This window comes from Methylomicrobium agile, assembly GCF_000733855.1.
Lineage (GTDB): Bacteria > Pseudomonadota > Gammaproteobacteria > Methylococcales > Methylomonadaceae > Methylomicrobium > Methylomicrobium agile.
The window spans coordinates 1,384,253-1,410,142 of record NZ_JPOJ01000001.1; the positions used below are offsets into that span (position 1 = coordinate 1,384,253).

Genomic DNA, 25,890 nt, shown 5'->3' on the forward strand with positions numbered 1-25,890 from the left:
CAAAGCTCAAAGATGGTAAGGATGCGTCGCCTCGAAACCGTGCACCTTCGCTTTGGTGCTAAAAACCGGCGGCGTCCAGCTCCCGTGTTCCTGACCGGCCAGATGGGCGGCCAGCCAGTTCGCCTGATGGCGTATCGGCATGATGTAGGCGTACAGCCTGCCGTTCGGCAATTCCGCGACATCGCCCAGCGCATAGATATGCTCGTCTTCGGTTCGAAGGCAATCGTCGACCTTGATTCCGCGCCCGACCGCCAATCCCGCCTGCTCGGCCAGTCCGGTGCGCGGCTTGAAGCCGCACGCCACGATCACCGCATCGAATTCGGCCGCCGCTTCGGTCAACACGCACACTTTGTCGTTCTCGTCGGCGAGGCTATGGACGGATTGGTTCAACAGCACGTCGACGCCGGCGTGATTCAGATTTTCGAACAACGACAATGAGTCCTCTTCGGCCAGTTGGCGTTCCATTAACCGGTTCATCGCATGGTACAGCGTCACGCTGTCGCCGGAAACGGCCAGATCGGAAGCCACTTCGCAGCCGATCAAGCCGCCGCCGATGATCGCCCAGTCCGGCCGGCGGTTTTGGCTCAAGATACCGTGGCGGAACTTGCGCAGCGTCTTTAAATCGGCCAGGCTGTTCAGGCAAAAAAACAGTTCGCGGTAAGGCTGGAGCGGCGGCGGAACGAAGGCGGCGGAGCCTTGGGCGATGATCAGCTTGTCGTATTTGAGCGATTTTTCCTGGCAGGCCCCCGCCACCTCGACCCGGCGCGGGATACGGTGTATCGCGGTGATTTCGACACCGCTGATCACCTCGATACGGTTTTCCCTGAGCGCCGAGAACGGCTTCAGAACGATCGTTTCTTCGATCGTATCCTTGCTGAAGCCGCGCGAAAGCAAGGGCCGGGAATAATAGCCGTCGTTCTCGCGGGTCACCAGGGTAATCTCCGCATCGGCATCCAGGGCGCGGTATTTCTCCGCAAAAGTCACTCCGGCGACGCCGGAGCCAATGATTACGACTTGCATGCGATATCCCGTACCCGTCCTAGTCGATCAACTCGAAATCGCTTTTGACGGTGCCGCACTCGGGGCAGCGCCAATCATCCGGAATGTCTTCGAAGCGGGTGCCCGGCGCCACGCCGCTGTCGGGATCGCCTTCGCTCTCGTCGTAAATATGCCCGCAAATCGTGCACTGGTATCTTTTGTAATCCGACATGATCATTCCTCTCTTCTGGAAAAACTTGGGTAAAACAAAATGCGGTTCCGCGTTTTGTGCGGAATCAGACAGACGATTGACTGTATCAGTTCTCCGACCATTTTCAAACCGGCGTTGCCGATTATTTTTTAAACGGCAGGTAATCCGCCGCGTTTAACCGGTAAATTTTTACCGCCTGCCGCTCGCGCGTCAAAAAATTTTCGATCGCTTCGGCAAAAGCGGAATCCTTCAGCCAGTGAACCGAATAGGTCGGGACCGGCTCGAAGCCGCGCGCGATTTTGTGCTCGCCCTGCGCGCCGGAATCGAAGCGTTGCAGACTGTGTTCAATGCAATACTCCAGTCCCTGATAATAACAGGCCTCGAAATGCAGGGCGTCGAACGCTTCGGCGCAGCCCCAGTAACGGCCGTACAGCGTATCGCTGCCGATGAAGCTCAATGCCGCAGCGACCGTTTTTCCATGTTTGAGCGCCTGCACCAGCAGCATTCGACCTCCCATTGCGGCGGCGCATCGCCTGAAAAAATCAGGCGCCAAATAAGGCTGCGAGGCATTTTTCAAATAGGTCAGCGCATAAAACCGGTAAAACGCCTGCCAATCCTCATCGGTGGCCTGATCGCCCGGCACGCGCCGCATTTCGACCCCGGCTTCGCCGACTTTTCGCCGTTCGCGCCGGATCATCTTGCGTTTGGCCGCATTGAATGTTTCCAGATAATCGCCGAAGCTCCGATAGCCTTTGTTGAACCAATGATACTGCACGCCCTCACGCAACGATAATCCCTGGGATTGCCATTGTCCGGCCTCTTGTTCGACAGGAAACAGACAGTGCCATGAAGAGATTCCCTTGCCTATCGACTGCTCCCGGATGAATTGAAGCATCAGCCGCATCACGCTTGCCCGGTCGATTGTTTCTTTAATCGATAGGCGCGATCCCGGACACGGCGTAAACGGAACCGCGGTCAGCCATTTCGGATAATAGGCCAAGCCATGCTGGTGGTAAGCCGCCGCCCATTGTTGATCGAACACATACTCGCCGTACGAATGGGTTTTCAGATACAAAGGCAGCAACGCGATCAGCTCTGCGTCATCGTATACCAGCAGATGCCGCGGCAGCCAGCCGGTCGGCTCCGAAACCGAGCCGCTCTCTTCCAGCGCCGCCAGAAATTCATGGCGGATAAACGGATAATCGCTCCCGGCCAGTGCATTCCAGTCCGCATCGGCGATATCGCCGATGCTTTCTATCTGTTTTACTTGCATGGTCAAACCCGATAAAGTGGAGCCGTTACCCTCTCGGCATTTTATCCGTATCTGATTGAAAGGCCCTAATTACAGGCCAGCGAGTGATGCGCTAGCTGATTTTGCGGCATCTCGCATACACCATTCCATAAACGGCCAGATTTAGCAAAATCACGCCAAATCCCAATACGATCTGCATGTTTGGGGTCAACATCGAAGGATAAATGATCGGTACGAGGTAATGCTCGATGAATCCGCCGGCGTAATGATCGCCGCTCGCCGAGCGCAGCCGGTTTTCGAGCAGGGTCAGGGGGCATAGCCAACCCGCAAATTCGATCAGCGCGCCCCATATCGCGGCAGGAAGGTGCACCCAGATCATCCTGGGGTATTTTAATACCAACAGCCCGCCGAATATCACGAACAGGATAAAGGCGAGGTGAATAGCCACGGTCAGGTCGGCAAATATCCGATTTAGCATAGGGACGTTAACTTAGCCTTTGATGCAGATGACCGGTTCCAACCTGGCAATCTTATGCGCCAGCCCGGCCTTGTCCGCCGCACCGACGACCGCTCCGGCATCTTTATACGCCAGCGGAGCCTCTTCGGCGATTCCTCGCAACGAAGGGCTGCGAATGATGATGCCCTGCCGGGCCAGTTCGTCCACCAGTTCGCGGCCGCGCCACTGTTTGGCAGCTTGGTGCCGGCTCATTGCCCGGCCGGCGCCGTGACAGGCGGAACTGAAAGCCCGGTTTGCGCCTTTTTCGGTCCCGCACAGCACATAGGAACTGGTGCCCATCGAACCGCCGATCAGTACCGGCTGGCCGACTTCGCGAAACGCCTCGGGCAAATCCGGGTGGCCCGGCCCGTAAGCGCGGGTTGCGCCTTTGCGGTGAATATACAACTCCTTTTTGCGGCCGTTTACCGTGTAGTGTTCCACTTTACAGGTATTGTGCGAGACGTCATACAGCAGTTCCAGACGGACGCCGGGAAACACCGTATCCACCGCCTTCTGGGTCAGATGCGTCAATATCTGGCGGTTGGCCAATGCGCAGTTGATCGCGGCGCGCATCGCGCCGAGATAGCGCCTGCCCAGCGGCGAACGGATCGGCGCGCAGGCGAGTTCGCGGTCGGGTAAGGCGATTTTGTATTGAGCGGCCGCCATCGCCATTTCTTTCAAAAACTCGGTCCCGATCTGGTGACCCAGCCCCCGGGAACCGCAATGAATCGTAATCACGATGCCGTCAGTCCGTAAACCGAACTTTTCCGCCACCGGCCGGTGATAGATTTCAACGACGCGCTGCACTTCCAGATAATGGTTACCCGATCCCAACGTGCCCATTTCCTCCCGCTGCCGTTCTCGAGCCCTCGCCGAAACCTGGGCCGGATCGGCGCCTGCCATGCAGCCGCGTTCTTCGATGCGTTCCAGATCCGCTGCTTCCCCGAATCCCCGATCGATCGCCCAGCGTGCGCCGCCGGTCAACATCGCGGTCATTTCATGCGGATTCAAATGTATTTTGCCGCGGCTGCCGACCCCGGCTGGAATCGCCCGATACAGTTCATCCGCCAGCCTATGCGGGTCCGATTCAAGCCTATCCATTGTCAAACCGGTATGTAAAGTCCGCACGCCGCAGGAAATATCGAAACCGACGCCGCCAGCCGAAATTACGCCACCTTGATCCGGATCGAACGCGGCCACGCCGCCGATCGGGAAACCGTAACCCCAATGCGCATCGGGCATCGCATACGCCGCTTCGACGATGCCGGGGAGAGTCGCGACATTGGTGATTTGTTCGTAGACCTTTGGGTCCATCGCGCGAATCAGCCCTTCATCCGCATAAATGACGGCCGGCACCCGCATGGCGGCCGTGGGCGGAATTTCCCAGCAGGTTTCGCCGCGCCGAATCAACTGACCGATATTCATCGCGTTTCTCCTAGACATCGACAATGCATTGGGCGACCCACATGGCTTCTTCGTTCCGGTAAACGCGCAATTCGGTAAAGGTGCCGCCTTTGGCCTCTACGGCAGGCTGATGCCTTTCCCTGTCCACGGTTTCCCCGCTGGCCGTAGCGGTCAGCTCGCCTTGTTCAATCTTTACTTCATAGCGGCCGAAAATCAAATGCTGCGTCGACATCTGGTAGATCAACTCGTTGATCCAGTCCAGAAATAACAGTTCATTATCCGGCGCTCGGCATTTTATTGAAATCGTCCGGGTTTTCCGGACGGCATTCGGATCGGTGGTGACGGCGGTCAAGGCCAGGGCGGCCTGTTCAAAGCTTCCGGCCAGCGTCGGCGCAATGCCCCGGATTCCCATATCGGCGTCATGATCGAAGTGTTCCCAATGCGGAAGCTGTGCTCTCGGCATATTTTTTTCCGGCGGATCTCTGAATAAAAGGTTCATGTTCAAAATTCGGCCTTCCACTATAATTAATCCCAATTTTCGAATCAGTTAAATAACACATGCATTCGACAACGCTTGGCAATCTTTTCTCAAATGTTCCGGAGCACTTACCGGACGAACTGTTCGAAACCCTGCTGAAACAAGGCGGAATCGAAATCGAACGGATCGTTTCCAAAGGTTATGCGACCCCGGAGAATCAATGGTATGACCAAAGCTGGGATGAATGGGTGCTCTTGCTTCAGGGGCGGGCGACATTGAGTTACCAAGATGAAGCTAACCCCATGCATCTGAAGCCTGGCGATTATTTACTCATACCTGCGCATCGCCGCCATCGCGTCGAATGGACGGATCCTGTGCTGGAAACCATCTGGATCGCGATCCATTGGCGTTAGCCTTCGCCTTGTTACAGAAAAGCTGATCGAAGGGATCATTTATTTCGTTCACTCTGCATTCAGTATCTGTTGACTATTATCTCATTGAAGAGAAACAGTTCTTCCCGTTATTTGTCCTATGCGGGTTAAGCGGGTATATATTCCTGCGCTTGCAGGACGTTTATGATCCAAATGCACAGGGTGACCAAAATGGATGAATTTGACATGCAGAATACACCGGTCCATAACCCGAGTTCTTCACTCGAATCGCTTTGCCAGGAATTCAATGGCATCAGTTTTTATGGTCTGGAATACATCATCGAAGATTTTTTTCAGATTCAAAATGCAAAATCCGCGACCTCCCCTTCATTTCACCCTGTAGACTGGTTCGGTTTGCACGGCTGACTGAAAGCATTCGTACGCTTATCCAAATTCTTCAGTAAGTCTATCCAACCGCCTTGATGAGTACGGGCTTCACTCTGGCCCGCCGACCGCTCTAATCATCAAGATTTCAAGCTTCGCATTTTCGTATAGGGCCCCCAGGGTTCGCTTACGATTCGCTTTTCTTCTCACTTTATTTTCCCGATTGCTCACCCCTCCTTTGACCGATTGAACAATCGAATCCGAAATACATCCCACGGACAAGGGACTGTAAGATCCTATTCCAGGGCCGGAGTTAGGCCTTATGGAAAAAGTCAAGTGTATAGTGTATATGACAGGAGGAAGTTTATGGCCAAAGAAGCTAAATCTTACTCACCCGACGAACAAACGCCGAGCGAGAAATATCCGAAAAGCCCATTGCCCGCTCAACATCAGGAGCGTCCGGGGATTGAAGCGGAAATGATACCGCGGCCTGAATATCTTGCCCCCGCTTACAAGGGCGCAGATAAATTAAAAGATAAGGTCGCATTAATCACGGGGGGAGATTCGGGCATCGGCCGTGCGGTGGCGGTCCTTTTCGCGCGCGAAGGCGCCGATTCCGCCATCACTTATCTCCCTAATGAGCAAACGGATGCCGAAGAAACACAGCGGCAAGTCGAAAAAGAAGGCCGTCGCTGTTTGCTGATTGCCGGCGATGTAACCCGTCCGGAATTTTGTCAAAATGCCGTGGAAAAAGTCGTCCAGGAATTCGGTGAATTAAATATCCTGGTCAATAACGCCGCCTATCAGCAAAATCAGGAGTCCGTCGAAGATATCTCGGACGAGCAATTCGATAAAACGTTTAAAACCAATATCTATGGTTATTTCCGCATGGCAAAGGCGGCGGTCAAGCATTTGAAGGATGGCGATGCGATCGTTAACTGCGGTTCTATTACCGGTTTGGAAGGGAACAAGCATTTGATCGATTACGCTACCACAAAAGGCGCCATTCATGCCTTCACAAAATCGCTTGCGCTCAATCTGGTGGATAAAGGCATCCGGGTCAATTGCGTTGCTCCGGGGCCGGTGTGGACGCCTTTGAACGTCGTCGATAAACCGGCCGAAAAAGTCGCCCAGCATGGAGGCAGCACACCAATGAAACGACCAGCCCAACCGGAAGAAATTGCACCGGCGTTTGTGTTTTTCGCCTCGAACAGCGACTCCAGCTACATCAATGGCGAAATCATGACGTTGCTGGGCGGCGAAACGCGAGCGGCCTGAATCTCGGCCATAAAAAAACCCCCGGCCTCGGGGTGAGGGCCGGGGGTTGGGTATTAAAAGCTTGGCGATTCCCTACTTTCGCACGACAACCTGTCGCACTATCATTGGCGCTAAGCGGTTTCACTGCCGAGTTCGGGATGGGATCGGGTGGTTCACGCTCGCTATGGTCACCAAGCAAACTGGCTAGATCGACAAGTACTGCGGTCGATCATCGGCAGGAGGCTAGCCTTCTGCCTTGGAAATCTGTAACATTCAATTCTCTCGCTTTAAAGCGTCAGCTGTCGGCTCAGTTTTCTTCTGCGCCTCACCCAAACCGATTGGGTGTTATATGGTCAAGCCTCACGGGCAATTAGTACACGTTAGCTGCACGCATTACTGCGCTTCCACACCGTGCCTATCCACGTCGTCGTCTCCAACGGCCCTTCAGGGGACTTGTCGTCCCAGTGAGATCTCATCTTGGGAGGGGCTTCCCGCTTAGATGCTTTCAGCGGTTATCCTGTCCGTACATAGCTACCCGGCAATGCGATTGGCATCACAACCGGAACACCAGCGGTACGTCCACTCCGGTCCTCTCGTACTAGGAGCAGCTTCCCTCAAATCTCAAACGCCCACGGCAGATAGGGACCGAACTGTCTCACGACGTTCTGAACCCAGCTCGCGTACCACTTTAAATGGCGAACAGCCATACCCTTGGGACCTGCTTCAGCCCCAGGATGTGATGAGCCGACATCGAGGTGCCAAACACCGCCGTCGATATGAACTCTTGGGCGGTATCAGCCTGTTATCCCCGGAGTACCTTTTATCCGTTGAGCGATGGCCCTTCCATTCAGAACCACCGGATCACTATGACCTACTTTCGTACCTGCTCGACCTGTCCGTCTCGCAGTCAAGCACCCTTATGCCATTGCACTCATTGCCTGATTTCCGACCAGGCTGAGGGTACCTTCGTGCTCCTCCGTTACGCTTTGGGAGGAGACCGCCCCAGTCAAACTACCCACCAGACACTGTCCCTAGCCCGGATCACGGGCCGAGGTTAGAACTTCAAATAAACCAGGGTGGTATTTCAAGGTTGGCTCCACGCGAACTGGCGTCCACGCTTCGCAGCCTCCCACCTATCCTACACAAGTCGATTCAAAGTCCAGTGTCAAGCTATAGTAAAGGTTCACGGGGTCTTTCCGTCTAACCGCGGGTACACTGCATCTTCACAGCGATTTCAATTTCACTGAGTCTCGGGTGGAGACAGTGTGGCCATCGTTACGCCATTCGTGCAGGTCGGAACTTACCCGACAAGGAATTTCGCTACCTTAGGACCGTTATAGTTACGGCCGCCGTTTACTGGGGCTTCGATCAAGAGCTTCGCTTGCGCTGACCCCATCAATTAACCTTCCAGCACCGGGCAGGCGTCACACCCTATACGTCCTCTTTCGAGTTTGCAGAGTGCTATGTTTTTGCTAAACAGTCGCAGCCACCAATTTTATGCTACCTTGCTCGGCTCCATCCGCGAGGGACTTCACCTAACCAAGGCGTACCTTATCCCGAAGTTACGGTACCATTTTGCCTAGTTCCTTCACCCGAGTTCTCTCAAGCGCCTGAGAATTCTCATCCCACCCACCTGTGTCGGTTTAGGGTACGGCCACTCGCAACCTGAAGCTTAGAGGTTTTTCTTGGAAGCTTGGCATCGATCGCTTCGCGGCTCCGTAGAGCCTGCTCATCATCACGTCTCGGGATTGAGCGCCCGGATTTGCCTAAGCGCTCTCCCTACCGGCTTGCACTGCCACTTCCAACCGGCAGCCGATCTAGCCTTCTCCGTCACCCCATCGCAGTTGCGACCGGTACAGGAATATTAACCTGTTTGCCATCGACTACGCCTTTCGGCCTCGCCTTAGGTACCGACTAACCCTGCGTCGATTAGCGTTGCGCAGGAAACCTTGGGTTTTCGGCGTGCGGGTTTTTCACCCGCATTATCGTTACTCATGTCAGCATTCGCACTTCCGATACCTCCAGCCGACTTCTCAATCGACCTTCGCAGGCGTACGGAACGCTCCTCTACCGCTCATCTTGCGATGAACCCGTAGCTTCGGTACTATGCTTAGCCCCGGTAAATCTTCCGCGCAGGCCGACTCGACCAGTGAGCTATTACGCTTTCTTTAAAGGGTGGCTGCTTCTAAGCCAACCTCCTGGCTGTCTGGGCCTTCCCACATCGTTTCCCACTGAGCATAGATTTTGGGACCTTAGCTGACGGTCTGGGCTGTTTCCCTTTTCACGACGGACCTTATCACCCGCCGTGTGTCTCCCGTGCTCGCACTTCTGGGTATTCGGAGTTTGCATCGGGTTGGTAAGTCGGGATGACCCCCTAGCCGAAACAGTGCTCTACCCCCCAGAGTGATACACGAGGCGCTACCTAAATAGCTTTCGAGGAGAACCAGCTATCTCCGAGCTTGATTAGCCTTTCACTCCGATCCACAACTCATCCCCTACCTTTTCAACGGGAGTGGGTTCGGTCCTCCAGTCAGTATTACCTGACCTTCAACCTGGTCATGGATAGATCGCCCGGTTTCGGGTCTAATCCCAGCGACTGAACGCCCTGTTCAGACTCGCTTTCGCTACGCCTCCCCTATGCGGTTAAGCTTGCCACTGAGATTAAGTCGCTGACCCATTATACAAAAGGTACGCAGTCACCGAACAAAGTCGGCTCCCACTGCTTGTACGCATACGGTTTCAGGATCTATTTCACTCCGATCTCCTCGGTTCTTTTCGCCTTTCCCTCACGGTACTGGTTCACTATCGGTCAGTAAGGAGTATTTAGCCTTGGAGGATGGTCCCCCCTTCTTCAGACAGGGTTTCACGTGCCCCGCCCTACTCGTCTTCATCTTGGCGTCGTTTTCGTGTACCGGACTATCACCGTCTTTGGTGGGACTTTCCAGACCCTTCCACTAACAGGTGCCAAAACTTAAGGGCTAATCCCCGTTCGCTCGCCGCTACTAAGGGAATCTCGGTTGATTTCTTTTCCTCCGGGTACTTAGATGTTTCAGTTCTCCGGGTTCGCTTCCTGCACCTATGGATTCAGTGCAGGATACTTGAGTGCTCTCAAGTGGGTTGCCCCATTCGGACATCCGCGGGTCAAAGTGTGTTTGCAAACTCACCGCGGCTTATCGCATGCTACAACGTCCTTCATCGCCTCTTACTGCCTAGGCATCCACCGTATGCGCTTATTCACTTGACCATATAACCCCAATCATTCTGAAGTTATCGATCAGCTGACATTTTCGCTTGTTCTGCTTGAGAACGGGTTCTTGTTTGCTGGCACAGCGAGTACGGCTCGGCTTCGGTGAGGAAGCTTCGTCACTCTTTCTGTGTCAGTTCACTTGAACTCGTTACATCACTTCATGGCAGTGATACCATGGTGTGATTTCGTTACAGATTTCCAGTTTGTTAAAGAGCTATTGATGAGCGGACTCATCAATTCTATAAAGTCTCGGTTCACTCCGTCCGCGCTGCTTCGAGGCAGTGCCGGCGGCGGTGCATGAAAACTTTATAGAGTTGATGGTGGAGCCAAGGAGGATCGAACTCCTGACCTCCTGCGTGCAAGGCAGGCGCTCTCCCAGCTGAGCTATGGCCCCAATGTCGGTTTAAACTGCAAGGCCAGGAGACTTTGCACCATGCCTTTCGCCTATGTTCACCGTGGTCATTGGTGGGCCTAGGAGGACTTGAACCTCCGACCTCACCCTTATCAGGGGTGCGCTCTAACCAGCTGAGCTACAGGCCCAGGCTCATGTCTTTCGTGATCAAAATAATTTGTTGTGGATGCTCATGATGCGTCAGGCATCTTTGTAAGGAGGTGATCCAGCCCCAGGTTCCCCTAGGGCTACCTTGTTACGACTTCACCCCAGTCATGAATCACAAAGTGGTAAGCGCCCTCCCGAAGGTTAGACTACCTACTTCTTTTGCAACCCACTCCCATGGTGTGACGGGCGGTGTGTACAAGGCCCGGGAACGTATTCACCGCGACATTCTGATTCGCGATTACTAGCGATTCCGACTTCATGGAGTCGAGTTGCAGACTCCAATCCGGACTAGGACCGGCTTTGTGGGATTGGCTGGCTCTCGCGAGTTCGCTGCCCTCTGTACCGGCCATTGTAGCACGTGTGTAGCCCTACCCATAAGGGCCATGATGACTTGACGTCGTCCCCACCTTCCTCCGGTTTATCACCGGCAGTCTCCCTAGAGTTCCCGGCATCACCCGTTGGCAACTAAGGATAAGGGTTGCGCTCGTTACGGGACTTAACCCAACATCTCACGACACGAGCTGACGACAGCCATGCAGCACCTGTCTCAGAGTTCCCGAAGGCACTCTACGATCTCTCACAGATTCTCTGGATGTCAAGGGTAGGTAAGGTTCTTCGCGTTGCATCGAATTAAACCACATGCTCCACCGCTTGTGCGGGCCCCCGTCAATTCATTTGAGTTTTAACCTTGCGGCCGTACTCCCCAGGCGGTCAACTTATCGCGTTAGCTGCGCCACGAATCTTACGAATAAGACCAACGGCTAGTTGACATCGTTTACGGCGTGGACTACCAGGGTATCTAATCCTGTTTGCTACCCACGCTTTCGTACCTCAGCGTCAGTTTGAGTCCAGAGAGGCGCCTTCGCCACTGGTGTTCCTTCCGATCTCTACGCATTTCACCGCTACACCGGAAATTCCCCTCTCCTCTACTCAACTCGAGCTGCCCAGTATCAAATGCCGTTCCCAGGTTAAGCCCGGGGCTTTCACATCTGACTTAAGCAGCCGCCTACGCACGCTTTACGCCCAGTAATTCCGATTAACGCTTGCACCCTCCGTATTACCGCGGCTGCTGGCACGGAGTTAGCCGGTGCTTTTTCTATCGGTAATGTCAGACTGATGGGTATTCGCCATCAGATGTTCCTCCCGATTAAAAGTGCTTTACAACCCTCAGGCCTTCTTCACACACGCGGTATTGCTGGATCAGGCTTGCGCCCATTGTCCAATATTCCCCACTGCTGCCTCCCGTAGGAGTCTGGGCCGTGTCTCAGTCCCAGTGTGGCTGATCGTCCTCTCAGACCAGCTAGGGATCGTCGCCTTGGTAGGCCTTTACCCTACCAACTAGCTAATCCCACGCAGGCTCATCTGTTAGCGCGAGGCCCGAAGGTCCCCCGCTTTCCCCCTCAGGGCGTATGCGGTATTAGCGTGAGTTTCCCCACGTTGTCCCCCACTAACAGGCAGATTCCTACGCGTTACGCACCCGTCCGCCACTCGTCAGCGCCCGAAGGCCTGTTACCGTTCGACTTGCATGTGTTAAGCATACCGCCAGCGTTCAATCTGAGCCATGATCAAACTCTTCAGTTCAATCTCGGTGCGACTATAGATCAGTCGCCAATCTTGGCTCGACTTCAGAATTCAACGCAAATTACTTGAATTAACGTCGGTTCTTGGGTCGAATGTTTCTTTGCTGACCATTCCACCACAAGCACCCACACAAATTATTTTGATCGACTTGTTAAAGAGCCGAGGCTGAAGCCCCGTTGAGTCGGACTATTATAAAGATCTTTTATAACCTGTCAACTCTTTTTTTCTCAGCGTCCTTTCTGAGCATCCTGACCTGAAATCCTTTCAGGCTCCGCCGAAGCTGATTTGCTTCTGGCGAATTGAGCCGGCCATTATACCCTAGCTCAACCATTTGTCAACCCATCCCTTTCAGTTTCTGTCGGAATCCGACGGGCCATCCCGGCCGCTTCGCCGTCGCCGGCGAAAGAGAGGCGCATTATACGCACTTTTTCGGACTTGGCAAACGGTTTTGTGAAATTCTGCTCGACCCTTAGAACCAAAAACCCGTTAACCCTTTAGTTTTTATAAAAAAATCAACTGCAAATATCCATTCGATCAATTAGCGAGCATCACCTTCATGAATTTCCTTTTACCGACCTGATAGACGTGACTCGCGCCCACCGCAATTTCCAGCTTGGGGTCGGAAATCTTCTCTCCGTCGATTTTCACTCCGCCCTGGTTAATCATTCGGATCGCCTCCGACGTGCTGGCAGTCAGACCGGCGTCTTTTAGTATATTAGCGATACCGTAGTGTTCGCCCTGAATCTTGATTTCCTTCTCTTCGATCTCATCCGGCATCGCGCCACGCTGGAACCGGGCCTCGAAATTTTCGAGTGCTTTTTGGGCCGCCGCCGCGCTATGGAATCTTTCTATGATCTCCTGCGCCAGCAGCACCTTGTAATCGCGCGGATTGGCCCCCAACTGGCATTCCTGCCGCCACTGTCTGATTTCGGTCATCGGACGGAAACTCAGCAATTCAAAATAACGCCACATCAGTTCGTCGGAGATCGACATGAGTTTGCCGAACATGTCATCCGGCGTATCGGTGATGCCGATATAATTGTTTAACGATTTGGACATTTTGTTGACGCCATCCAAACCCTCCAGAATGGGCATCGTGATCACAACCTGCGGCTGTTGGCCGTATTGCTCCTGTAGTTGCCGTCCGACAAGCAAATTGAACTTCTGGTCGGTCCCGCCCAACTCGACATCCGCTCTCATTGCAACCGAGTCATACCCCTGAATCAACGGATACAGAAACTCATGAATCGCAATCGGCTGACCGTTTTTATAGCGCTTGCTGAAATCGTCGCGCTCGAGCATCCTCGCCACGGTATGCTTGGCGGCCAACTGGATCAGATCGGCCGGCGACATCGCATTCATCCAGCTGGAATTGAACATGACCAATGTCTTAGTCGGATCGAGAATCTTGAAAATTTGCTCTTCGTAGGTTTTGGCGTTCTCGATCACTTCATCGCGGGTCAACGGCTTACGCGTGACGTTTTTGCCGGTCGGATCGCCAATCATGCCGGTGAAATCACCAATCAGGAACAGCACTTCATGCCCATGATCCTGAAACTGTTTCAGCTTGTTGATCAATACCGTATGCCCCAGGTGCAAATCGGGAGCCGTCGGATCAAATCCCGCTTTAATTCTAAGCGGCCGTTTTTCTTCAATTTTTTTGATAAGATCCTGCTCAAGCAGCACATCTTGCGCTCCTCTTAACAAGTCCGCCACTATTTCCGCTTGCAACTTATTTCTCCCTTAAAAATCTAGATAAGTAATCGATTAATATTGTGGGATAGGTATTATAAAGAAAAAATACCCATCTATAATTGGCAAATATCAAAAAAATCCGTACAATGACTTCAGGATAGAGTTAATTATTGCTTTATTGTTTCAATTTCAATAACTTAATCTTCTTCATCGTGAAAATTCAATTTTACGCCCCCTTGCTGATCAGTGTGGGTCTGGCGCTTACATCGTCCACCGTGGACGCCAGAACTTCGCATTTGGCCATTAAAAAGCATGCGAGCGATGCCTCCAAGCGCTCCAAGTTGCATTCACGCAAAGCAGCGAACCATCGTGCATCATCTTCCGAACGATCACATTCCTCCGCTTCGCCATATAAAAAAAGGCCTACTTTGGCAAAGGCCCAGCAAAAGCCGATCATTCTCGATACGGAAGAAACAAACACCGCAAGAATTTCCACTACTCTCTATCCGCTGGCAAAAAACAAGCTGCACTTTCCCAGATTCAGCCAGCGCGGCATTCCTCCTATCGAAACCGCCCCCGCATCCTCGACCATTGCCATACTCGGCAGCCAGAGCTCCAGTTATCTGGAATCGGCTGAACCGGTCGAGTCCTCGGGGTTGACCGGAACCTATGGCATCATCGAAACCGATCTTGCCGAAGCCGGCTACAAAGCGGGGTTGTCCGACGAGTTGATAGACGAATTGACCAGGATTTTCGCGTGGGACATTGATTTTGCATCAAATCTGCATCCCGGCGATCAATTTACCGTACTCTATAAGAACAGCTCCGACACGGGCAACTCCAAAAGAGGCCGTATCTATGCAGCCGAATTTGTCAGCCGCGGTAAATTTCTTACGGCGGTCCGGTTCGAAGATGCCGACGGCAATGCAGGATATTACACTCCCGAAGGCAACAGCCTGCATAAAGCCTTTTTGAGCACGCCGGTCGATTATGCTCGTATCAGCTCACATTTCGATACTCACCGGCGGCATCCGGTCCTTAATCGCATCCGCGCACATAAAGGCGTCGACTATGCCGCCCGCACAGGCACCCCGGTCAAAGCCGCGGGCGACGGCGAAGTCGTTTTCAAAGGCAGGAAAGGCGGATACGGGCAGGTATTGATCCTCAAGCATGGAGATCATTACGAGACGCTGTATGCACATCTTTCCGGCTTCAAGCGCGGCTTGAACGACGGGGACCGCGTAATGCAGGGGGAAGTGATCGGTTATGTCGGCCAAACCGGGCTCGCGACCGGTCCACACCTGCATTATGAGTTCCGGAAGGACGGCATACATCAAAATCCGGAGTCATTGGAACTCAAACGCCCGATGCGCCTCGCCAATCAACAACTGGCCGAATTCAAAGAACAGACCAAACCGTTGTTGGCGAAACTGTATCAGACCAAATCCAGAAACATGCTGGTTAGGAATCAGTAGATTTCATCCATTGAATCTACTGATATAAAGCTTGTAAGCTCCCTTTTTTATCTTAAATCAAGCGGAAAACGAGGATCCGCACCCGCAAGTCGTCGTCGCATTCGGATTGCGAATCACGAACTGCGCACCGTTCACGTCTTCTTTATAATCCACTTCGGCGCCTTGCAGATACTGGATGCTCATCGAATCGATCAATACCGTCACGCCGCCTTTTACGATACTGGTATCATCCTCGTTGACTTCTTCATCGAACGTAAAACCGTATTGAAAACCGGAACAACCGCCGCCGGTCACGTAAACTCTCAGCTTCAGATTATCGTTGCCTTCCTCGGCGATCAGTTCGCTGACCTTGGCGGCCGCGCTGTCGGTAAAATTAATTGGATTTGCCATAAACTTGTCAATGTACAAAATAGTTGAAGTATGGCGGGAATTATGACTATACCCAGTAAAAGAGTCAAGATTTCGACTCTTGCCGGGCAAGCCAAGATTTACCGCCCATCCCGTGCTTCGCCTTTACGGATACAAAGCGACTGCGCTGAGTCCCACATCCTCTGCCAGGCCGAACATCAGATTCATGTTCTGCACGGCCTGTCCCGAGGCACCTTTCACCAGATTGTCGATCACCGACAAAATCACCACCGTTTGCCCGCCCTGCGGACGGTGGATCGCAATCTGGCAGCGATTGCTGCCCCGCACGCTCCGGGTATCGGCATGCGCGCCATTCGGCAATACATCGACGAAAATCTCGTCTTTGTACTTTTGTTCATACAGCGCCTGCAAATCTTCGGTATTGGACTCAAGACGCGCGTATAGCGTCGCATGAATGCCCCGGATCATCGGCGTCAAATGCGGCACGAACGTCAGCCCGACCGGCTTGCCGGTCGCCAACGCCAGCCCTTGCCTGATCTCGGGCAAATGACGATGCCCGGAAACCGAATAGGCCTTGAAGCTTTCGCCGCATTCGCTCATCAATGCGGCAAGTTCCGCCTTGCGTCCCGCCCCGCTCACGCCCGACTTGACGTCGGCTATCAGATGATCGCAATCGATCAGCCCCTTTTCCAGCAGCGGCAAAAAGCCGAGCTGCACCGAAGTCGGATAACAGCCCGGACAAGCGATCAGCCGGGCTGATTTGATCCGCTCCCGATTAATCTCGGGCAAACCGTAAACCGCTTCCGCGATCAAATCCGGGCAGGCGTGCTCCATACCGTACCATTGACTCCATTCCTTTGCATCCTGCAGACGAAAATCGGCTGACAGGTCGATCACTTTAACGCCGCGTGCCAGCAATTGCTCGGCCATCAGCATCGCGGTACCGTTCGGCGTCGCGAAAAATACCACTTCGCAGGCAGCCAGCGCATCAACCTCGGGCGCGGTGAACACCGCGTCGATATGGCCGCGCAGGCTCGGATACACCGCATCGACCCGCACCCCGGCATCTGCGCGCGAAGTGACCACGGCAACCTCGACTTCCGGATGCAGGGCCAAAATCCGCAACAGCTCCACGCCCGTGTAGCCGGTGCCGCCCACTATTCCCGCTCGAATCATCGGTTTAAATCCCTCTCGTTCATTTCTTTGAAATTGCATGAGTATATAATACTTCCCAATTCTCAAAAATCGTTATCATCAACCGGATATTCACGATATACCCCCATACCTGTGCCTGATTCGATGCGCGCGATAGAAATCACTCAGCCCGGCGGACCTGAAGCGCTCGCCCTCGCTGAACGTCCCCTACCCCCGGTGTTGCCGCACCAAGTCCTGATCAAGGTCGCCGCCGCCGGCATCAACCGCCCGGACGCGGCACAGCGCCGCGGCGTCTATCCGCCTCCGCCCGGCGCCTCGGATATCCCCGGCCTGGAAATTGCCGGCATTATCGAAGCCCTGGGTAAAAACGTCAGCCATTTGAAGATCGGCGAGGCCGTCTGCGCCTTGGTGGCCGGCGGCGGCTATGCCGAATATTGCGCCGCCTCGGCATCGCTGTGCCTGCCGATTCCGGAGTGCTTCGATTTTATCCATGCGGCCGCCCTGCCCGAGACCTTTTTCACGGTCTGGAACAATGTTTTCGACCGGGCCGGTTTATCGGCCGGCGAAACGCTGCTGGTCCACGGGGGCAGCAGCGGCATCGGCACGACCGCGATTCAACTGGCCAACGCTTTCGGCGCGCGGGTCGCGGTGACGGCCGGCTCCGATGCCAAATGTGAGTTTTGTCGGCAACTCGGCGCCGCAGCCGCGATAAACTACCGAACTCAGGATTTTGCCGAAGAGATCAGACAACTCACCGGAAACAAAGGAGTCGACATGATCCTGGACATGATCGGCGGCGATTATCTGCCCAAGAACCTGAGATGCCTGGCAACCGAGGGAAGACTGGTACAGATCGCGATCCAGCACGGCGCTAAAGCGGAAATCGACCTTTGGCAGGTCATGCTGAAACGGTTGACATTAACCGGTTCGACGCTGCGCGCCCGGGACGATCCGTTTAAAGCGCAAATCGCTAGGCAATTGCAGGAAAAAGTCTGGCCCTTGCTGTCTTCGGGTAAAATCAGGCCGGTCATCGACAGCGTATTCGATCTCGGCGAAGCCGCCAAGGCGCACGAACGGCTGGAATCCGGCCAACATATCGGTAAAATCATCTTGAAGGTATAACTTGCATGTCTTACAGCACACTCATCTCCGCCGATGCCCTGAAAGCCCAAATCGACCGTCCGGATTGGGTCGTGGTCGACTGCCGGTTCTCACTGGCCGACACCGGGCTCGGTGCTAAAAATTACCGGCACGGGCATCTGCCGAATGCACGCTACGCTCATCTCGACAAAGATCTGTCATCGGCCATTACCAGCCGGACAGGCCGCCATCCGCTGCCCGACTTTCGCGCACTGGCGCAAAAACTCGGCCATTGGGGCATCGACAACCGCAGCCAAGTCGTCGTTTATGATGACGCAGGCGGCGCGTTTGCGGGACGTCTGTGGTGGCTGCTCCGCTATCTCGGGCACGACAAGGTTGCGGTACTGGACGGAGGCATCAAGCTCTGGCAGAAAAGAGGCTACCTGATTACGACCGCCCTGCCGGCGGTCAAGCCTACGATCTTCAGGCCTTACCTGCAGGATGCGTTTTGGCTGACCGCCGGGCAAGTTCAAAACAAACTGGCTGCCCGGTCAATCTGCCTGATCGATGCGCGCACGCCCGAGCGTTACCGCGGCGAAGCCGAACCGATCGATCCCGTAGCGGGCCATGTGAAAGGTGCACTGAATCGGCCTTTTCAGGCCAATCTGGCCGCCAGCGGCGAATTTCTACCCACCAACCAGTTGCAGCGGCAATTCCAGGCGCTAATCGGCGGCCGGCCGCCGGAACAAGTCGTCCATATGTGCGGCTCCGGCGTCACTGCCTGCCACAATTTGCTCGCAATGGAACATGCAGGCCTCAAAGGCTCGAAACTTTACGCGGGCTCCTGGAGCGAATGGATTCGAAACAAAAACCGGCCTGTCGCGACCGGCAAATAACGTTTCCAATACTCAAGCCTTCGGATCCGCCCATGAAAATCGACAGCACCACCATCCAGCGCCGTTACGACCGGCTTGCGCCTTATTTCGACGGCCTTGAAGCGATGATGGAGGGGCTGTTTTTCAGGAGCTGGCGGAAAAAACTGTGGGAGTCCGTGGAAGGACCGCATATCCTCGAAGTCGGCGTCGGTACCGGCAAGAATTTCGACTACTACCCAACAGGCGCAAGAATCACCGCGATCGATTTCAGCCCGAAAATGCTCGAACAGGCCCGGAACAAAAAACACCGGAAACAAGTCGATGTCGATCTGGAATTGATGGATGTGCAGTCATTGCATTACGCGAGCAGCAGTTTCGATACGGTCGTCGCCTCCTTCGTATTCTGCTCGGTGCCTGCGCCAATGAAAGGCCTGAAGGAACTGCACCGGGTCTGCAAGCCGGGCGGACGCGTTTTGCTGCTGGAGCATGTGATCAGTTCGCATGCCGTGCTGGCCGGCCTGATGAACCTGATGAACCCGCTGGTCGTCAAGGCGGTCGGCGCGAACATCAACCGCAATACGGTCAAAAACGTGCAGGCCTGCGGCTTCCGGCACGTACGGGTCGACGAACGCAGCGGCGACATCATCAAATTGATCGAAGCGGTCAAATGAGCGGAAAATTTATCCCGAATACCGGATTTGAGTAAAATATAAGGTCTTTTTATCTTTAATAATTGACGTGAAGCCGACAGTAGAAGACTTAGTCCAGACGCCGATACCCACCCAGCACGGCGAATTCATCCTGCATTATTACCGCAACAATCTCGACGACAAGGAACATGTCGCGCTGGTCCGCGGGCGGGTCGAGGGCGCCGAACAGGTGCCGGTGCGAATCCACTCCGAGTGCTTTACCGGCGACGTGCTCGGCTCCAGGCGCTGCGATTGCGGCGAACAGCTCGACATGGCGATGCAAATGATCGAGCAAAGGGGAGTCGGCATTCTGATCTATCTGCGCCAGGAGGGGCGCGGCATCGGCCTGCTGAAAAAGCTGCAGGCTTATAACCTGCAGGATGCGGGCATGGATACGGTCGATGCCAACATTCACCTCGGCCATTTAGCCGACGAGCGGGAATACGACATTGCCGCGCTGATCCTGGAGTCGCTCCGCGTCAAATCGATCGAACTGATCACGAACAATCCGCAGAAAATCGAAGGGCTACAAAAACTCGGCGTGAACGTCGTGAACCGGATCCCGATCGTCGCCGCCGCCCACAACGACAATCTCGATTATCTGAAAACCAAGGCCAAAAAGATGGCCCACATGCTATTCGAGCGCAAAAAAGAACACGAATAGAACTCCGGCCATCTCTTGCCTGCCTTCAGCGGGCAGGTAACACGGTTTCGACCAGTTTTACCCAGTAAGCCGAGCCGGTCGGCAGAATCTCATCGTTAAAGTCGTAATGCGGATTGTGCAGCAGGCAGCTGTTACGGGATGGACCGTTGCCGATCCAAAGATAACAGCCCGGCTTTTCTTGCAACATGAACGCGAAATCCTCCGATCCCATGCACGGCGTGGGTCCAAGATCGACACCGTCCTCTCCGGCTACCGCGATCGCGGCTTGGGTCGCCAAGGCCGTTTCGACCTCGCTGTTGAAGGTGACCGGATAACCCGGATTTTCGGGATTGAAGGCGATTTCCGCGGCAACGCCGAGCCCCGCGCAAACCCCATCCACGATCCGGCCGATTTTTTCGCCGACCAGCCGCTGCACGCTCGGCTTAAAGCAGCGATAGGTACCGCGAATAACGGCCTCTTCCGGAATCGCGTTCCAGGTATTGCCGGCATGCACCTGGGTGATGCTGACCACTGCCGAATCGGCCGGATCGACTGTCCGGCTGACGATCGTCTGCAGCGCATTGACGATTTGCGCGGCCGCAACGATCGCATCGGTGCCCAAATGCGGCATTGCGGCATGGGTCGCCCGGCCTTTCACACGGATTTCGAAGCAGTCGAACGAGGCCATCATCGGACCCGGCCTGACCGCGAAATGCCCGGCCGGAATATCCGGAAAGTTATGCATCCCGAACACCTGCTCGACCGGGAAACGCTCGAACAGACCGTCGTCGATCATCCGCTTGGCGCCGGCGCGGCCTTCTTCGGCCGGCTGAAAGATGAACACCACCGTGCCGTCGAAGTTCGGCTTTTCGGTCAATATCTTAGCCGCGCCGAGCAGCATCGCGGTATGGCCGTCGTGCCCGCACGCATGCATTTTGCCGTGATGCTCGGATTTATACGGGAAAGTATTCTTCTCTTCGATAAACAGCGCGTCCATATCCGCACGCAGACCGATCGTGCGTTTGCCGATGCCCGAGGATAAGGTCGCGACCACGCCGGTCTTGCCGAGCCCCTCGTGCACGGTCAACCCGAAAGCCTTCAGCTTTTCCGCAACGAAGCGCGCCGTTTCGACTTCTTCAAAAGCGGTTTCGGGATGCCGGTGAAGATGCTGCCGCCAGCCGCGCATGGCCTCGTGAAGCGGTTGCAGATCGTTCGTGATCGTCATGCGGTTATTTCCTTTTTAGTTCATTCGATTTCTTATTCATCGGCCCCTTCTTACAAGGCGTAGTCGAGCGCATCGATTTGCCGGGCAAGCCATAATAAAACGTCCTTGCCGTTTCGGAAACCGCCCTCGTCGATTTCGAGCCGTCTGCCGTCGGTCAAACATTCCCAACGCGAGAGTTGACTCCGCAATTGCCGCTGTTCGCTTACAGAAAAATGGAAAAGGCCAAGCAAAGCCTTGAATTGACGGGGTTCCGGCGAGAAAATCGAATCCCGAAGGCTGCACAGCTCAGCCAACAGCCGGTCCAGAACCGGCAACTGCCCCGCAATCAGTTCGGTAACCTGTCTGGGCTGTATCCGGACCGCCGGCGCCTGCCGATTGTCCGAAACGACCTTGAGGCATTGAATCAACTCACCGGTCGAAAAACGCACCGCTGTTTCGTAAAATGCAGACGCCTCCATATCGTAAAGATGCGGCGCGGAATAATCCAACTGCGGCCTCGATCCGGTCCGGACCGTCTCGAGCGCGCACGGTGGCAAAAACGCCAGCGGAGGATAAAAATTTTTCGAAGCATCCGCGTCGGCGATTTTGCCCGCCAAGAACACGCTTCCCACTTCATGCTCCGCGTGGCCGGCAATCCCGACATTCAGCAGGATCGGGACATCGGCGCCGCCAACCCTTGCCTGCGTATAGGCCACGCCCGCCGCCATCGCACATTTGCCGATGCCGGCGACGGTCAGGCAAATCCGGTCATTTTGGTACAGTTCGAAGGGATGGCTGTCCAGGTCCTTTTTCAACCGAAAATGGTCGATCAGCGGCCGGGCTTCGCAAGACAGGGCGGTATGGATGAAAATCGTCCGGGCGGATTGGGGCATGGGTTCGAAGAGAAAAGCTTAACGGCCGGAAGTCGGCAGAATACGGCGGAACGTCAGATTGATCCGGGGATGTTTCACCTGCCGGGTTTTCGGCAACGCATGCAGCCAATGATGCTGCAGCGTGCCGGCCATCACCAGCAAGTCGCCGCGTTCCAGCACAATGTCCAGGTTTTCCCGGCGCTTTTTATGGCGCAGCCTGAACAGGCGCGAATCGCCCAGGCTTAGGGATGCAATCGCCGGATTGATCCCAAGTTCCTTTTCGTTATCGGCATGATAGCCCATCGAGTCGCGTCCGTCGCGATACAAATTGGCCAGCACGCTGTTGAATGCGTAGCCGCTGCAAAGTTCGATTCGCGCCTTGACCGCCGCCAACTCGCCCGTCCACGGCAAGGGCCGATGCGCCACGCCCGAATAGCGGTAAATCGTCTCCGGATCACCGTACCAGCACATCAAGCGCGGCACCTTGCACGCTTTTCCGAAAATCAGCACCGCTTCCTCTTGCCAGTCCAAGGTCCGGTAAAAATCGTCGAATAACCGGTCGGCCTCGGGAGGGCAATAAAAGCCCTTGATCCAGTAGATTTCACCGTCGAAAGGGCAAAGATTGGGCCGGTCGATCACAGAACGATTTTAACGGCGCGGAGGATCAGCGAGACAAAAAACAAGGTGCCGGGGATCAGGCTTCGATCACGTAAGCCCCGTAGCCGACGACCCTTTTCTTATCCCCCGCCGTGTCCCCGGAATTGCGCAGATCGATGTTTTTGACGGCCAGCGATTTGTCCCGGGCCAGCTTCAGCAATCCGCCGATCGCTACCCGTCCGCAGGCCGAATCGATACCCAGACTTTCGTATTGCAGCTTTTCGATCGCCGCACTGGTGGCCTTGTCCAGTTCCTGACAGGTCGCATAGTCGTGATAATGGCTGAGATCGGAGCTGACCACGATCAGCGTTTCCTCGCCGCCCCATAACATTCCGAGTACCTGGGCCACCTGCTCGGCCGGCGCATCGCCGGTCACGATCGGCACGATCTTGAAATCGTCCAGCATTTCCTGCAGAAACGGCAGATGCACTTCCAGGCTGTGCTCCATCACGTGCGCCTGCTCCAGATAATCGACGAACGGCAGTTGGGCGATCGCGTGCACCGCTCGCTGATCGACTTCGATACTGCCGAGCGGCGTAACGAAGTTTTGCGCACTGGTGATGGCCAGCCCATGAAAGCCGACCCGGTGCGAAGGGCCGATCAGCACCACCCGGCTGATCTGGTCGTGGGCCTTGAGCAGGCGCGCATAAGCGGTGGCGGCTATCGGTCCTGAATAAATATAGCCCGCATGGGGCACGATTATCGCCTTGGGAACTTTCGGCGCGGTATCGGCATCATTGAGATATTGATCGAGCAGCAGATGAAGTTGCTGAGGTTCGGCAGGATAGAAAGTTCCTGCAACGGCGGGTTGTCTGTTCATAATGTTGCCTTTTCACCAAAATCGATCTTATTCTTAGATTATAAGATTATCAGCCCATTAGCAGCACTGCAGGTTGATTTTATTACTTCAACCACTAAAGACAAATCGAAAATTCAATAGTTCCTGGAGAGTCGTAATGACTGAATTCATTTCTGCCGATACCGTCAAAACCCGGTTCTGGCATGTACTTGAAGACGGACGGGTACAATGCGACGCCTGCCCGCGCTTTTGCAAGCTGCACAAAGGCCAGCGCGGCCTGTGCTTCGTCAGACAGAATCTTGACCACCAGGTCGTAATGACCAGCTACGGACGTTCCAGCGGCTTCGCGATCGACCCGATCGAAAAAAAACCGTTGAATCATTTTCTGCCCGGCACGCCGGTCTTCTCGTTCGGCACCGCCGGCTGCAATCTGGCCTGCAAATTCTGCCAGAATTGGGACATCAGCAAATCGCGCGAAATGGATACGCTGATGAGCAAGGCCACGCCCGAAGCGATCGCGAAGACCGCGCTCGAACACGGCTGCGCCAGCGTCGCCTATACTTATAACGATCCGGTGATCTTCCACGAATACGCGGTCGACACCGCGAAAGCCTGCCGCAAGCTCGGCCTGAAATCGGTTGCGGTTTCGGCCGGCTATGTGACCCCGGAGCCCCGAGCCGAATTCTACCAATGGATGGATGCGGCCAATATCGACCTGAAAGCGTTCAGCGAACGCTTTTACCATCAGATCACCGGCGGCCACCTGCAGCCGGTGCTCGACACGCTGAAATATATCAAGCACGAAACGCCGGTCTGGCTGGAGCTGACCACTTTGCTGATTCCGGGCGAAAACGATGCGGATGCGGAAATCGAAGAGATGGCAAGGTGGGTCGTCGAAAATCTCGGCCCCGACGTACCCATGCATTTCACCGCCTTCCATCCCGACTGGAAAATGCTCGACAAACCGTCGACGCCGAAGCAGACTTTGCTGAACGCCCGGCGGATCGCGATAGAAAACGGCGTCCGCTACGCCTATGTCGGCAACGTGCACGACAAGTCGGCCTCAAGCACCTACTGCCACAGCTGCGGTAACTTGCTGATCGGCCGGGACTGGCATCAACTATCCGAATGGAACCTTGACACGACAGGCCATTGCACGTTTTGCGGAACGCCATGCGCCGGCGTCTTCGCCGAACGACCCGGCTCCTGGGGAGCCAGACGCCGCAGCGTGGCGATGAGCTGAATTCCGGAACCGATCTGATCCCTGGGACTCTCGCTCATCTTACCGAGTTAGGAAGTCTGTTCGACCGTACGGAGTTCCGGAGGCTGGCATTTGCTGTAAAAAAGCCAGGTCTTGACGTGCAAATGCTTGCGGATGGGGGTTTTGATCACGGAGACGCAGAGCGCGATCGAAAACAGACACCATACCGCGGCATATTCGTTCGGATCGGTAGTCGTGATGTCGGAAATCCACGGTCCGATCACGTAATGGAAAGCGACGAAACGCCAGGAACCGTACAATGCCGGTAGATAGAAAGAAACCAGGATATAGGTCAGCGCATGCAGGCCCCAGTCGAAGCCGAACAGCCATTCCTGCGGACCGGACAACAAGCCGTTCAACGGCATTTGCCAAGCGATGTGCCAGTCGCCGGAAACCGAGCAGACGCCGGTGCCGCAAAAGCCTTCGGTGCCGATCACGCAATGGCCGGCCCAGTCGAACGGGTACATCTTGACCAGCATCGTCAGCGAGCCGATCGCGCAAATCGTGTACACGGTCGTACGGATTTTCAGTTTGACGCTTTCCGGAATGAAGTACATCGCGACCATATTCACGAAAAACGGCTGGAACGCGACGTGAATATAGCCGAACATTGTCAATATCTGATTTTTCGGATTGCCGCACAGATCGATATAAATATAAGTGGCGGCCTGCAACAGTTCCATCAACGCAAAATAAGTCAACGGAATCCACAATTCCTTCGATTCCCCCTTGTAGGCGACATAAGCCGCGGTACTGAGCCCCGCGGCGGCCAGCACGCCGGACGCTTCTCCACTCCAACACATAATTTGAACCTTCTTATAATAGTTATCGAATAAAACTTTCTGCCGGGAAAGAAGACGATGCCATCCCCCTTTCTTCGGCCGGTTATTCTATTACA

At 54.8% G+C, this 25,890-nt stretch carries 23 protein-coding genes, 2 tRNA genes and 3 rRNA genes; 9 read left to right on the top strand and 19 right to left on the bottom strand.

Translation table 11 applies throughout. The features are described from left to right. Positions 1 to 6 precede the first annotated feature (6 nt). The 6 genes from CC94_RS0106635 to CC94_RS0106660 form a co-directional block, all read right to left on the bottom strand. Positions 7 to 1,020, bottom strand: a complete 1,014-nt coding sequence (locus CC94_RS0106635) for an NAD(P)/FAD-dependent oxidoreductase (RefSeq protein ID WP_031430293.1) — start codon at positions 1,018 to 1,020, stop codon at positions 7 to 9. Between the two features lie 19 nt (positions 1,021 to 1,039). After that, the gene (locus tag CC94_RS0106640; RefSeq protein WP_005375004.1) at positions 1,040 to 1,210 is read right to left on the bottom strand and encodes a rubredoxin; all 171 of its coding nucleotides are present in this window, start codon (positions 1,208 to 1,210) and stop codon (positions 1,040 to 1,042) included. A gap of 121 nt (positions 1,211 to 1,331) precedes the next feature. Next, complete coding sequence (locus CC94_RS0106645) at positions 1,332 to 2,462, bottom strand: GNAT family N-acetyltransferase (protein WP_005375005.1); 1,131 nt, start codon at positions 2,460 to 2,462, stop codon at positions 1,332 to 1,334. Between the two features lie 91 nt (positions 2,463 to 2,553). Next, positions 2,554 to 2,919 carry a DUF2784 domain-containing protein gene (locus tag CC94_RS0106650; protein ID WP_005375007.1) on the bottom strand — a complete coding sequence of 122 codons (366 nt, stop codon included), beginning with the start codon at positions 2,917 to 2,919 and terminating at the stop codon, positions 2,554 to 2,556. Positions 2,920 to 2,931: 12 nt separating this feature from the next. Beyond that, entirely contained in the window at positions 2,932 to 4,362 is a 1,431-nt protein-coding gene (locus CC94_RS0106655; protein ID WP_005375009.1) for an RtcB family protein, read from the bottom strand. Positions 4,363 to 4,372: 10 nt separating this feature from the next. Beyond that, positions 4,373 to 4,804 (bottom strand): archease, encoded by a 432-nt coding sequence (locus CC94_RS0106660; protein WP_005375010.1) that lies wholly within the window; start codon positions 4,802 to 4,804, stop codon positions 4,373 to 4,375. A 95-nt stretch (positions 4,805 to 4,899) separates the two neighbouring features. On the opposite strand from CC94_RS0106660, the gene CC94_RS0106665 reads away from it, so the two are divergent. The 3 genes from CC94_RS0106665 to CC94_RS0106675 all read left to right on the top strand — a co-directional run bounded on the left by CC94_RS0106665 (position 4,900) and on the right by CC94_RS0106675 (position 6,852). Next, the gene (locus CC94_RS0106665; RefSeq protein WP_005375017.1) at positions 4,900 to 5,232 is read left to right on the top strand and encodes a cupin domain-containing protein; all 333 of its coding nucleotides are present in this window, start codon (positions 4,900 to 4,902) and stop codon (positions 5,230 to 5,232) included. Positions 5,233 to 5,421: 189 nt separating this feature from the next. After that, a complete protein-coding gene (locus CC94_RS0106670) occupies positions 5,422 to 5,616 on the top strand; it encodes a hypothetical protein (protein WP_157203394.1) in 195 nt (64 codons plus the stop codon). Positions 5,617 to 5,910: 294 nt separating this feature from the next. Then, positions 5,911 to 6,852: an SDR family oxidoreductase gene (locus tag CC94_RS0106675; protein WP_245619711.1), complete on the top strand. Its 942-nt coding sequence runs from the start codon at positions 5,911 to 5,913 to the stop codon at positions 6,850 to 6,852. A gap of 59 nt (positions 6,853 to 6,911) precedes the next feature. Here the strand turns inward: CC94_RS0106675 and rrf are convergent. The 6 genes from rrf to tyrS form a co-directional block, all read right to left on the bottom strand. Then, positions 6,912 to 7,027, bottom strand: a 5S ribosomal RNA gene (gene rrf / locus CC94_RS0106680). A 153-nt stretch (positions 7,028 to 7,180) separates the two neighbouring features. Beyond that, positions 7,181 to 10,075: ribosomal RNA gene (locus CC94_RS0106685) — 23S ribosomal RNA — on the bottom strand. A 321-nt stretch (positions 10,076 to 10,396) separates the two neighbouring features. Next, positions 10,397 to 10,472: transfer RNA gene (locus CC94_RS0106690), tRNA-Ala, on the bottom strand. A 69-nt stretch (positions 10,473 to 10,541) separates the two neighbouring features. Next, a tRNA-Ile gene (locus CC94_RS0106695) sits at positions 10,542 to 10,618 on the bottom strand. Between the two features lie 65 nt (positions 10,619 to 10,683). Next, positions 10,684 to 12,218, bottom strand: a 16S ribosomal RNA gene (locus CC94_RS0106700). The 16S, 23S and 5S rRNA genes sit together here with 2 tRNA genes alongside, the layout of an rRNA operon. A gap of 534 nt (positions 12,219 to 12,752) precedes the next feature. Further along, positions 12,753 to 13,949, bottom strand: coding sequence for a tyrosine--tRNA ligase (gene tyrS / locus CC94_RS0106705; protein ID WP_005375021.1), 1,197 nt, complete (start codon positions 13,947 to 13,949; stop codon positions 12,753 to 12,755). Positions 13,950 to 14,341: 392 nt separating this feature from the next. Between tyrS and CC94_RS0106710 the strand changes: the two genes are divergently transcribed. Next, positions 14,342 to 15,388 (top strand): M23 family metallopeptidase, encoded by a 1,047-nt coding sequence (locus CC94_RS0106710; RefSeq protein WP_245549424.1) that lies wholly within the window; start codon positions 14,342 to 14,344, stop codon positions 15,386 to 15,388. A 57-nt stretch (positions 15,389 to 15,445) separates the two neighbouring features. Here CC94_RS0106710 and erpA read toward each other — a convergent pair whose 3' ends face one another. Both erpA and argC read right to left on the bottom strand, forming a co-directional pair. Next, entirely contained in the window at positions 15,446 to 15,778 is a 333-nt protein-coding gene (erpA, locus tag CC94_RS0106715; RefSeq protein WP_036303796.1) for an iron-sulfur cluster insertion protein ErpA, read from the bottom strand. 123 nt (positions 15,779 to 15,901) lie between these two features. Beyond that, the gene (gene argC / locus CC94_RS0106720) at positions 15,902 to 16,933 is read right to left on the bottom strand and encodes an N-acetyl-gamma-glutamyl-phosphate reductase (RefSeq protein WP_031430295.1); all 1,032 of its coding nucleotides are present in this window, start codon (positions 16,931 to 16,933) and stop codon (positions 15,902 to 15,904) included. A 123-nt stretch (positions 16,934 to 17,056) separates the two neighbouring features. Here argC and CC94_RS0106725 point away from each other — a divergent pair, with 123 nt between their 5' ends. The 4 genes from CC94_RS0106725 to ribA all read left to right on the top strand — a co-directional run bounded on the left by CC94_RS0106725 (position 17,057) and on the right by ribA (position 20,220). After that, positions 17,057 to 18,034, top strand: a complete 978-nt coding sequence (locus tag CC94_RS0106725; protein WP_031430297.1) for an NAD(P)H-quinone oxidoreductase — start codon at positions 17,057 to 17,059, stop codon at positions 18,032 to 18,034. Positions 18,035 to 18,039: 5 nt separating this feature from the next. Continuing rightward, positions 18,040 to 18,888: a sulfurtransferase gene (locus CC94_RS0106730; protein ID WP_031430299.1), complete on the top strand. Its 849-nt coding sequence runs from the start codon at positions 18,040 to 18,042 to the stop codon at positions 18,886 to 18,888. Between the two features lie 32 nt (positions 18,889 to 18,920). Beyond that, positions 18,921 to 19,538, top strand: coding sequence for a class I SAM-dependent methyltransferase (locus tag CC94_RS0106735; protein WP_031430301.1), 618 nt, complete (start codon positions 18,921 to 18,923; stop codon positions 19,536 to 19,538). Positions 19,539 to 19,605: 67 nt separating this feature from the next. Then, the gene (ribA, locus tag CC94_RS0106740) at positions 19,606 to 20,220 is read left to right on the top strand and encodes a GTP cyclohydrolase II (protein ID WP_084675311.1); all 615 of its coding nucleotides are present in this window, start codon (positions 19,606 to 19,608) and stop codon (positions 20,218 to 20,220) included. A 25-nt stretch (positions 20,221 to 20,245) separates the two neighbouring features. Here ribA and CC94_RS0106745 read toward each other — a convergent pair whose 3' ends face one another. The 4 genes from CC94_RS0106745 to amrB are packed head-to-tail and all read right to left on the bottom strand — an operon-like array spanning position 20,246 to position 23,752. Next, positions 20,246 to 21,424 (bottom strand): M20 aminoacylase family protein, encoded by a 1,179-nt coding sequence (locus CC94_RS0106745; protein ID WP_031430304.1) that lies wholly within the window; start codon positions 21,422 to 21,424, stop codon positions 20,246 to 20,248. A 50-nt stretch (positions 21,425 to 21,474) separates the two neighbouring features. Continuing rightward, entirely contained in the window at positions 21,475 to 22,296 is an 822-nt protein-coding gene (locus CC94_RS0106750) for a nucleoside phosphorylase-I family protein (protein ID WP_005375034.1), read from the bottom strand. Between the two features lie 18 nt (positions 22,297 to 22,314). After that, positions 22,315 to 22,914 (bottom strand): alpha-ketoglutarate-dependent dioxygenase AlkB family protein, encoded by a 600-nt coding sequence (locus CC94_RS0106755; RefSeq protein WP_005375035.1) that lies wholly within the window; start codon positions 22,912 to 22,914, stop codon positions 22,315 to 22,317. Between the two features lie 55 nt (positions 22,915 to 22,969). Beyond that, positions 22,970 to 23,752, bottom strand: a complete 783-nt coding sequence (amrB, locus tag CC94_RS0106760) for an AmmeMemoRadiSam system protein B (RefSeq protein ID WP_005375040.1) — start codon at positions 23,750 to 23,752, stop codon at positions 22,970 to 22,972. Between the two features lie 136 nt (positions 23,753 to 23,888). Here amrB and amrS point away from each other — a divergent pair, with 136 nt between their 5' ends. After that, complete coding sequence (amrS, locus tag CC94_RS0106765) at positions 23,889 to 24,974, top strand: AmmeMemoRadiSam system radical SAM enzyme (protein ID WP_005375042.1); 1,086 nt, start codon at positions 23,889 to 23,891, stop codon at positions 24,972 to 24,974. A 47-nt stretch (positions 24,975 to 25,021) separates the two neighbouring features. Here amrS and CC94_RS0106770 read toward each other — a convergent pair whose 3' ends face one another. Then, positions 25,022 to 25,795, bottom strand: a complete 774-nt coding sequence (locus CC94_RS0106770; protein ID WP_005375044.1) for a DUF5765 domain-containing protein — start codon at positions 25,793 to 25,795, stop codon at positions 25,022 to 25,024. Between the last annotated feature and the right edge of the window lie 95 nt (positions 25,796 to 25,890).